Raw genomic sequence first — 11,365 nt, 5'->3', positions numbered from 1 at the left:
AACGTTAACGTGCGCAAAGGCGATTTCGACAGTGCTATTTTTCCTGATGGTGCGGATGCCAAGCCTATGGGTAGTGTGCGTACCGCTCATCTTATGAGCCATGCAACAAGGTTGGCGTTGAATTCCAGTGGCGTCGGCGAGGAGCCTTTGTTAGATATTTACTCAGCTATCGAAAACCAATTTCTTGGTACTATCCCCCTAGACTACAGCCAGTTTTCGGTTGATTTAGATGAAATGTCCCGGATACGAGGGGGAGATAACAATCAACGTTATGTTGTTGTTATCGAGGAACGAGGAATCCCTAATAGCGGACTTGCTCTATCGATAATTTATCCAATAAGAGGTATCTCTTACCCACCGTGGAGCGGTGTTACAACAATACAGTTACCCGTAGAAAACTCGAATGGTTGGGAAGGCGAGATAGGCGATGTTGCCGTTGCTGGGCAAGGAGCGCTGGAATCTGAAGGCGAGTCCGTGTTTGCCTATGTGGTTAACCCCGTAAACCAGGTGGTTTACGAAGCTGACTTTCGTACTGGAGATGTTCGTGAGGTTGCGAACGCCTCTTCAGCCCTAGGCAGTGAAGTATTCGAGACGCCATACGGGCTAGCCGTAGATGATGATGCCGGTACGCTTTACGTTGTTAACAATAGTGCCGGTGATATTCTTCAGCTCGATATAGCTACGGGTGACTACAGTCTTTTTAGTTCAGAAGGTAACAATGGTATTACCGGCTTTAATGCGGGGGGCGCAATGACCTCGCTTATTCTAGATAGAAAAGAAGGCCGCAACCAGTTAGTCATGCTTGGTGGCATTAATTCAGACCTTGTTATAGGCGTAAGCCTTGACGATGGTTCGCGTAGCATTCTTTCACAAGGCAAGGCCGGTATGACCTTTAAAAACTTAAAATCGGGTATATCGCAATCCACCGGAAGAGATAAAGGCCCCAAATGGAATGAATACCAAGAGCAGCAATATGTCTTGGTTGTAGATTCTGATGACGAGGCCGCTTACGCGTTGGATTTGTCCACCGGCGAGCGCGTAGTTCTGTTTAAAACCAAGGTGGTTACGCCTTAGTAAGGTTGAATGTTAGGCGTTTAAGCGAATTTAACTTCTGTAAATTGTTCACCAAAGGCGACGGGAAGAGTAGTGCTGTATGAAATGGATTAACAAAACTGAATGGGCTAGTAAGCGATCTTTGTTGGCGTTGGCTGTGACGAGTGCCGTTTGCTCTATGGCACAAGCTGGCCCAGAAGGCGGCGAAGTGGTTGGCGGCGCTGGCGATATAAATCACAACGGCAGCACTACCACTATTAACCAAGCAACCGACCGCATGGCCATTAACTGGCAAAGCTTCGATGTGGCGGCCGACGAACGCGTGCAGTTTATTCAACCCAGCAGCTCTTCCATTGCACTGAATAATATTTTAAGTAACCACGGCTCTAAAATTCAGGGCCAAATAGACGCTAACGGGCAAGTCTTTTTAATAAACCCGAACGGCGTAATTTTTGGTGGAAATGCCACGGTAAATGTAGGGGGTATTTTGGCCTCGGGGTTAAGTATTAACCCCGAGGATTTTATGAATAATAACTTTGCGTTTAGCGCTTTAGAAAATGCCGAGGGCAAGGTTATAAATTCTGGCTTAATCAATGCCGCTACTGGCGGCTCGGTTACGCTATTAGGCAAGCAAGTAAGTAACGAAGGCTTAATTGTTGCAAATCTTGGGGCCGTAAATTTGGCTGCAGGTAAAGAGGCTGTGCTTACCTTCGATGCCGCTGGCCTAATGGGGGTTTATATCACCCAAGCAATGCTGCAAGCCGAGTTGGGGGTAGGGGCCGCGCTAGAAAATAATGGCAGTATTCTTGCCCATGGCGGCCAGGTGTTACTGACTGCCAGTGTGAGTGAGGACGTATTTTCCCAAGCGATTCGCATGGATGGCGAAGCGAAAAGCGCAGTGGTTAATGCCGACGGAAGTTTTACCCTGGGTGGCGGAAGCAGGGTAACAATGGGTGGTGTAGTTGATGTAAGCGCTACACCTAGCGGCAGTGATAACACCGCCGGGCGCACTGTAATTTTGGGAGAAAATGTAGATTTTTCTGGGCAGGTCTTAGCACAAGGCGCTGCGGGTGATATTGAAATACACGCGCAAGATACGGTTCTGGTTACTGACCAGGCAAGTGTCTCGGTAAACAATGCCAGCGGTACTGGCGGAACCATTAAGTTATTGGGCGATAAGGTTGGCATTTTGGACCAGGCGCAGGTTACCGCGACCGGCGCTAAGGGTGGCGGCCGTATTTTTCTAGGTGGAGACGAAACCGGCGGCAACAAAACTATCCGTAATGCAAATTTTGTATACACCGGCGAGTTGTCACGCCTAGATGCTAGCGCTACGGGCGTTGGCAGTGGTGGTAGCATTATTGCGTTTGCAGAAAATTCGGCGCAAATATATGGTGCGCTAGCCGTCTTGGGCGGCGAGCAAGGCGGGGAGGGTGGGTTTGTTGAAACATCCGGTTTAGCCTGGCTAGACCTTCACACAGTTCCGGAAATTGGTGCGCGGACGAGTGGCAGTGCCGGGGGCTTGTGGTTGATCGACCCATATAATCTTGTTGTGCAATCTTCAGGAAATATGGACAGTGTTGCTGGAGTATTTACCTCAGGAAATCTTGATACAGTGCTAGCAGCTAGCAGAATACAAGATGCACTAGAAAGCGGCGATGTAACCTTAAGAACCGGAAGTGGTGGCAGTGACGCCGGTAACATAACCGTTAATTCAAGTATAACGGCGCCGGATGTAGAGGGAACGCGCACGCTCACTTTACAAGCGCATAACAATATTACTTTCAATGCATCAATCAACCCGCCGAATGATGGTGATGCATTAAACCTAGATTTACAAGCAGACTATGGGGATGGTGGCGAAGGCGATGGCATGGGTAGCGTGTTCTTGTTGGGAGCCGCAGATATCCTAACGCGAGGCGGCAACTTAAGTGTAAGTGGTGTCGATTTTGAAATGCGCGGCGTTGAGCTATCTGGCGGGGATAGAGCTTCGTTGGTCACTGATGGCGGCAGCGTCACTATGAACCTTACTGGCGATGTTAAAATTGATACTCTCTATGGCGACTCTGGCGAAATTCAAAGTGCGGGCGCCCGAATAGAGACAAGTGGTGGTGTAATTTCTATCAATGCGCGAGACTTTAGTTTCGGAACCGAAACTGAAAATGGTGAATCGTATATTCGTACCACCAGAGGGGCTTTTAACCTGAGCGTAACAGGCGACGTTAAAATATATGAAGAAATAGATACTGCCGGCGGCGCCATTAATATAGGCGATACTTCTACCAGCGCTTTTCCTAATTCAGTACACCTTCAGCGCTATAATGCGGCCAACAGTGCTGTGCTGGATACCTCAGTTGGCGGCAATAATAATACTGCTGGGAATATTACCATAACGGCTAATAGCGTAAGGTTAGGCTCGGACTTTGATGTAAATGCGGGGGGCGCTAATGGGACCGACGGCGCGGTGGCTATTCGGCTTGAGGGTAATGACGGCAATGTTCAGTTGGACTACACGGCTGAATTTAGTCACCCGGTTACACTAAGTGCCTACAGCGGTTCGACTGGTCATTCGTTGCTATCGGCTAACAGAACTAATGAGTGGACAATTACTGGAAATAACGCCGGACTATTAAATATAAACTTAAGCTTTACCGGCATTGAAAACCTAACCGGCAATAGCAATGTAGACCAATTTGTTTTCGCGGGTATTGGTGATGCTGTGCCGAGCCTTTCTGGAACGTTAAATGGCGGCGACGGCGCTGACACTCTGACTGTGGATGCCAGAAACTTAAACTACAAGTTTGGCTATAACTACGACCACGATGGCGACCCGAGCGCTAGTACGCCGAATGTAACGGTAAACCAAATTCAGCTAGCTTCCGACGATTCAATTTATTTATACCACGTACAAGGCGTAGAAGATTTTGTTGGTTCTACCGCTAACGATAATGTTGAAGTACTGGCCGATGAATTAGTATTTAATTTTAGCGGAAATGGTGGCACCGATAGCCTGTTTGCTGATACTGACGAAACGAATAAATGGGTAATTAACGACGAAGACGATTCCCAACCGCTTGGTAGTGGCGCGAGTGATAGCGCGCTCACCACAGATACGGGTACCGAGATTTACTTTCGTGGATTTTCTTCTATAGCTGGCGGTGATAACCCAGACCTAGTGACGTTAAATGAAGTTGAAATACTGTCGGGTTTAATTAGTGGCGGCGATGGTGTTGGCGATAGGCTTAATATTACTCAGAGCCTTGGCGTTACCGTTTCGTTGGAGTCTGGAGAGGTTGGTGGCGACCGAATAGATACATCCGGCTTTGAAGAAATAAATTCAGCTGACTCGGCTTCAATTCTTACCCTTCAGTATTCAAACGCCCCCGAAAGTACAGCGGGAAACTACTGGCAAATGCTGGTTGATGACGGTGACGGGGATACGGTCATTGACGGTGTTAATGACGGCCAAGTTCAGTTTGGCGTTACCTACGATGGTGATGGCAATATAGCTACCTCTACCCAAACAACGCTATTCACAGATTTCACACAACTAACCGGCAGCGCCGCCGATGACCAAATTTTAGTAAACAACACAGCAGCCGCAGCCTCAACTTTTGTTTTTGATGGTGGCAACGGCAGCGATACTGTTATTGGGGATAATGTTTCTAATACTTGGACTTTGGACCTCGACATCGATGGCGAAGGTACCGACACAGGAACCTTTAACCTAAACGATAATTTAACCTTTTCCAATATTGAAAATCTAACCGGCGGAAGCTTACAGGACACGTTTAATCTCGTCGATGGAGGTACCGTAACCGGCTTGATTGACGGGGGTGCCCCGACCAGTTCAGCCGCATTGGACGTACAAGATGTTCTTGAAATCTCCGGCTCAGGTGGGGTGAAGATCTATTTAGGTGCTGATGATTCAGTGTTAACAAATGTAATAAACGTAGAACGGTTGACAACTAATAATGCCTACGCTGTTCTTGGTGTCGCAACTGGCGCAACTAAATGGATGATTAATAGTTCATCCGGTGGAACCGTAGAAAGCACAGAAGACTCGGACAAACCCTTTGAAGGAAGTATTACCTTTTCGGGCTTCCAAACATTGGAGGGTGCCAATGGGAATGGGATAGACACCTTTGACATAACTGCAAATTTTGCTGGTTCGATAGATGGGCGTAGTGGCGATGATGTATTTAAGTTGTCTACAGCTATTACTGGAACAATTACAGGCGGAATCGGCACTGATTCGATTAGCGTTACTGGTACACAAGAAAAAAACTGGGTTTTTAACGGCGGAGATACTGAGACCGTAAGTTGGACCGATGGGGATATTCAAACACTAAATTTTATAGAAATAGAATCGATTTTAGGTGCAGATGATAGTAATGATATCTTTAATATTGGTGCAGATGATAGTAATGATATCTTTAATATTACAGTGGCTGACATTATCCTTTCTATTGATGGTGGAGGATCAGCTGGCAGAGATAGCTTAGTGCTTTCTCATAATCTGGATTCTAAATGGACTATTAATGGCGTGGGTGACGAATCTGTCGAATGGGATATCGACCCCAGTGAGGACGTAGGCTTGCGCACAGTCACCTTCTCGGGTATTGAATCGGCAACTGGTGGTGATGGAATTGATACGTTTAATGTAACCGCTGTATTCGCTGGTGCACTGGCTGGTGCTGGGGGGGATGATGTTTTCAATCTCTCCACGGGTGTGACTGGCGGTGTTACCGGCGGCACTGGAGACGATTATTTTGTTATTAACTCGTCTGGGTTTGACCTTTCCATAGGTGCGGGGGAACACACGCTTGGAGATACTTTAGATGTAGGACACGACACTGATGCAACATGGACGATGGGGGGAGCAGGCCATAGTGTTCAGTGGACCCCCGAAGCTACCGAATTTACGATTTCGCTGAATGGGTTTGAACGCTACCTTGGTGGTGGCGGTGCAGATGACTTTAAGGTGCAGACGCAGTTCGAGGGGGCGATAGACGGCGGTGGTGGTACAAATAGCCTTACCGCAACCAATACCAGTGTTAGCGACGTAACCTACAAATGGGCAGTTATTGCAGATGGCGACACCACTACCTTGTATGACGGAACTCTCGATTACAACGGGGATGATACAGTAGATTTAGTTTTTTCAAACGTACAAAGCTGGACTGCAAATGGCGAAGATAGCCACTCACTTGCAGCTCTAAACCAGAATAACACTTGGGCAATAGATCAAACTGGATCCACCTTAACCTTAGAAGTTGAAAACTCTGCCAGCAATTTACTTTCGCTCACAGGCTTTACCGAATTACAGGGTGGAACTGCGGTTGATGAATTCAATATTAATTCAAGTTATAGCGGAACTTTATTGGGCGGCGTTGGTAATGATACTTTTACCGTTACGAAAGTGGGTGTGGTTACAACCGTTAAAGGCGGAACGGGAGAGAACAGTTTAACCGCAAGACCCACCGATGCTGTTTCCGGAAGCACAAACTTCTGGACAATTTCGGACGGTAATAGTGGCGAGTTAGTAGTTAGTGCCGATAGTGAGTTGGGCGAATCGGAAAGCGGCATTACCTTTAGCGGGATAACAACTGCCAAAGGCTCAGAAACTTATGCGGATATTGTGAAGTACGAAGTTGTAGGAGCGGGTATTAGTTTTGCACCAGGAGGCGACGCTGGAGACAAAGTAGATTTCTCTAGTATTACCGAAGCGTTATCGGTTTCCGAAGACGCTCTCACCGGTTTCGAGAGTGTTGTTGGCAATAATCATGCTCAAAGTACATTTACAGCTGCGAACGTAGCTAATACCTGGGAGGTAGATAGTTCGAATGGCGGCTCCCTTAACACCGTTTTAGCGTTTTCAGCTTTCCCTAATTTGATTGGTGGCACCAGTACCGATCAGTTCACCCTTACTACATATGGCGAGGTTACAGGCTCTATTAACGGCGGTGGGGGCGAAAACACGCTTGCCGGCCGTAATGCAAATACAACATGGGCAATTACCGGCGGTGCAATAGATTCTACTTCGCCACAATACTTAACAGATACCAGTGCTACTTCGAAGGTTTATGTAAAGGCTTTTACCGCTATTCAAAACTTTCAGGGGGGTACGGATGACGATATCTTTAAGGTTTCGGGTACAGCAACTTTAGCTGGGGCCGATGGCGGTGATGGTACAGATACTGTCGATTTTTCGCAGTATACGGGTGACAATATTATTGTGGAACTCGGTGATCACGGCTCGGATTTTTCTAGTATTGAAAGCTATACCGGCGATGGAACAACCAACACAACTTTAGCCATCGCTACTACCATTACTGGAGCAGTGGACTGGGAGCTTAACGGTGAAAATGATGGCACGGTAAGTTACAGCTATACCGATGACAGCGAAGCCACGCAAAACCCCGAGGTTACTTTTAAGGATTTCGCAAACCTCACCGGGGGCACAGGTAAAGACACCTTTGATCTAACCGCAACAGCTGCAGTAGTTACAGGTTTGATTAACGGTGGCGGTGGAGCTTCTGACGAAATAAAAGCGCCAGCCATTGATAACCTTTGGACGATTACAGAATCGGGCAACGACAGTTTAGCCTATACCCACGACACTACCGATTATCAAATTGAGTTTAGCGCTATTGAAATATTAACCGGCAATAGTGCTAACGACACCTTTAAGTTTGATAGCAATACCATTGCCATGACAATTGCTGGAAAAGACGGTACGAAGGACACTCTAGATTTTACCGCCATAGCGAATAACGTAGAAGGCTCCGATCCTAATGATATTACTGTAGACCTTAGCGGCTCCACTTCGCCTTCTATTGCTGCTTCTGGTATTGAATCAATCAAGGCCAATGGGGCCAACAGCAATACTCTCATTGGTTATTCCGTAGGAAGTAACTGGGGTATATCGGCCCCCGATGCCGGTAAGGTTACCAGTAAGTCGGATTCCATCAGTACCTTTGACTTTTCAGGCTTTAAAAACCTCACCGGCTCATCAACCAATGCCGATAGCTTCGCACTCACTGGTACCGGAACGGTAACGGGAGAGATCAACGGCAACATCGCAACCAACAACAGCGCAACCAACAACAGCATTACCGGCCGTAATGTGGGCACTGAATGGACTATATCCAACCTTAATACTGGCAGCTCTACCCATGTTACTAAGTTCTCGAATATCCATAGCCTAAGTGGTGGAAGTGAGGATGATATTTTTAACTTCACCGAGGATGGTCGATTAGCTGGTGAAATAAAAGGCGATGCGCAGGCAACGGATGGTGCAGACCAAATAACGGCGTTGGTTGGCAATAACACTTGGTTGTTTACCGCTGAGGAAAGCAGCCTAACCCGCAGTGGCACGAAAACAATATTTTCGGAGATAGAGTCTATAAGTGGTGGTTCTGGCGTTGATACGTTTACAGTTGAGTCAACCTCTACCATTCCCGCTAGCGCTTCTGCTGGAGGCGATGGCGATGTAATAGATGTTGTTGACCTTTCAAACCTGACTTCCGCGAATGTAGATTTAAGTGAAGGCTCGGTTCTGGGTATTACCGGTGCCGAGAAGGTGGAAGGTAACGGCACCGATAGCCAAATCACGGGTTGGGCTACTGAAGACACCCAAAATTTCTGGTCGTTAACGGGTGTTAACGACGGAAAGGTAGAAAACAAAACGGGAGAAACCCTTAACAGCAGTATTCAATTCGAAGATTTTGTAACACTCCAGGGGACTAATATTGACGATACTTTTACTGTGTCAGAAGGCTCATTAAGCGCCGCTGGCAAAATAAAAGGTGGTGGTGGTTCGAATACCTTGGTAGGCCCAAATGCAGATAGCCAGTGGAGCGTCACTAGATCAAACGAAGGCAAATTGCGAACTACGTCTGAAGGTCTAATTGTAGACTTTGTACAAATCCACAATCTTCAGGGCGGCTCAAAAGACGACGCGTTTTCGCTTTCTAGTATGAGCTTGGTTACTAGTATTGATGGAGGGGAGCATACCCTGGGCGATACATTGGATTTTTCGGAGTCAGATGACGATGTCACTGTCCAGATTGGCGCATCGTCAACTGGGTTCGAAAATATAGAGCGGTTTAAGGGCAATGGTGAAAGCGCAGCATCTACATTTTCTAGCCAGTTAAAGTTCATGGATGACGCTAGCGCTAGCAGCAGCTGGAATATTACCGGTGTAAACGATGGTTCTATAACTTACAACTTAGGAAGCGGTGAAAATACCATTGATTTTATTGACTTTAATATTCTAACCGGCACCGCCGGTGACGATACCTTTACACTTGCCAACAACAGCGCCGCTATTACCGGTTCTATAGATGGCGGTTCTGGCGGCAAGAACCAAATAATTAATAGTGGCTCGAACGGTGTTGTATTTAATGTTGCAGGAACGGCCCAAACCGTTACAAACATAGTGGGAGGGGCGTCTAGCGTAGCGAAGTTTAGCAATATTAATAGCGTAGCCGGTTTAGAGTCTTCCACCAATCAACTGCTGTATAACAGCACAGCAGACGATACGGTGAGCTGGGAAATTACTGGCGCGGATGCTGGTGAGGTTGGCGTATTCTCCTTTACCAATATCGACCAGCTTGTGGGCACACTTGGCGTCGATGTTTTTGATTTTACTACAACTACTAGTGCTATAACCGGAAAGATTGATGGTGGCAGCGGGGTCGCTAGTAACCAAATAGACGGCCCAGATCTAAATGTTAACTGGAGTGTAAACGGCGAAACTAACAGCGCGGTAGGAAGTGATACTGATACTACAGTTATTGCCGAATTTGACAATATTCAATCCCTCAATGGCGGTGCCGGTAGCGACAAGTTTACATATCTAAGCAGTACCGGTGATAGCGTTGACTGGGACATTTCAGCAAGTGAGGCCGGCAGTGTTGGCGGTTTCTCCTTTACAGAGATGGAAGCCTTAGTGGGTGCCGCTGGCGATGACAGCTTCACAATTAATAATTCCAATACCTCCTTAAGTGTAGTTGGAGGCGCTGGTAGAAATGAACTATTTACTGACCTAACCAGTGCAACAACTTGGGATGTAGATGGTAGCGATAGCGGGAGCCTAGAAAATGGCACGGGCACGATTAGCTTCGATGACATTGATGTGGCTAAAGGCGGCACCGGAGTCGATACCTTCAACGTAACTTCGGCTTTCGACGGCAGTATTTATGGCGGCGCCGGCGCTGACGAGTTTAATATCAACGCCAACGTTACCGGCGGCGTTTTCGGCGAGGCGGGTACAGACGATTTTATTCTGGCGGGCGGTTTAACGACTGTTATTTCTGGTGGAACTGCTGGCGATGGTGAAGACGACACCCTTTCGATTGTTAGCACAGATACCACCGCTAACAGCTGGATAATTAACAGCACCAATAGCGGTAGTTTAAATACTGCTGCTTTTACCAGCATTGAATCTATTCAAGCTGGCGCGGGTGCAGATACCTTTGCAATTTCGGCTGCGTTTGTAGGCAGTATTGGTGGTGGGAATGGTAGTGATACTTTTAATATTAACGCAACAGATATTTCGCTCACGCTGGTTGGCGGCGACAATAGCGGCGATACTCTGAATTTAAATACCAGTGCCAATGCGACATGGGATCTTGACGGATCCAACACGGTTAGCAATGGAACTGGTACGGTCGACTTTAGTGGCATGCAAGTTTTAAACGGTGCAGATTCAGCCTCAGTTGTAGACACCTTCAATATTACCTCGGCCTTTACCGGTAATATTAATGGCCGAAATGGTGCGGATATTTTTAATATTGATGCGGTGGTTACTGGTGGTCTTGATGGTGGTGGGGGGGGCGATAGTTTCGCTCTTTCGGCCAGCGTTAGCGGTAATGTTTCTGGCGGCTCAGGTGGCGATACTTTTAATATTCTTGCCGACGGAGTTACCTTTGGCGCTTTACAGGGTAACGGTGGTACGGATGCGCTAAACCTAACAACCTCGTTGGCTTCTGCTTGGTCTGTAGATGGCGCTAGTTCCACTTTAACGTTTGATGGCAACACATCTGGTTTCTCTGGTATGGAATCACTTAGTGGCGGCAGTGGTGTCGACAGTTTTAATGTGGTTTCGGCATTCTCTGGTTCTATAAGTGGTAATGCAGGAAAGGATAGTTTCTCCCTGGGAGCGGATGTATCAGGCACTGTAAGCGGAGGTGACAATAGTGATACCTTCACTGTAAACCAAGCCCAAACCGGTAGCATTGTTGGCGGCACCGGCGCTGACGAGTTTAATATTAACGCCAACGTTACCGGCGGCGTTTTCGGCGAA

At 47.3% G+C, this 11,365-nt stretch carries 2 protein-coding genes; both read left to right on the top strand.

What is annotated here, in order from left to right; genetic code table 11:
- Window positions 1-1,074: NHL repeat-containing protein (locus tag IDZ20_RS01300; RefSeq protein ID WP_223144883.1), on the top strand; the 1,074-nt coding region annotated here is incomplete at its 5' end.
- Between the two features lie 79 nt (window positions 1,075-1,153).
- A partial coding sequence (locus tag IDZ20_RS01295; RefSeq protein WP_188149627.1) for a filamentous hemagglutinin N-terminal domain-containing protein occupies window positions 1,154-11,365 on the top strand: 10,212 nt, incomplete at its 3' end.

The organism is Teredinibacter waterburyi (genome assembly GCF_001922985.1).
GTDB classification, from domain to species: domain Bacteria; phylum Pseudomonadota; class Gammaproteobacteria; order Pseudomonadales; family Cellvibrionaceae; genus Teredinibacter; species Teredinibacter waterburyi.
This window is presented reverse-complemented; position numbering and strand designations above follow the sequence as displayed.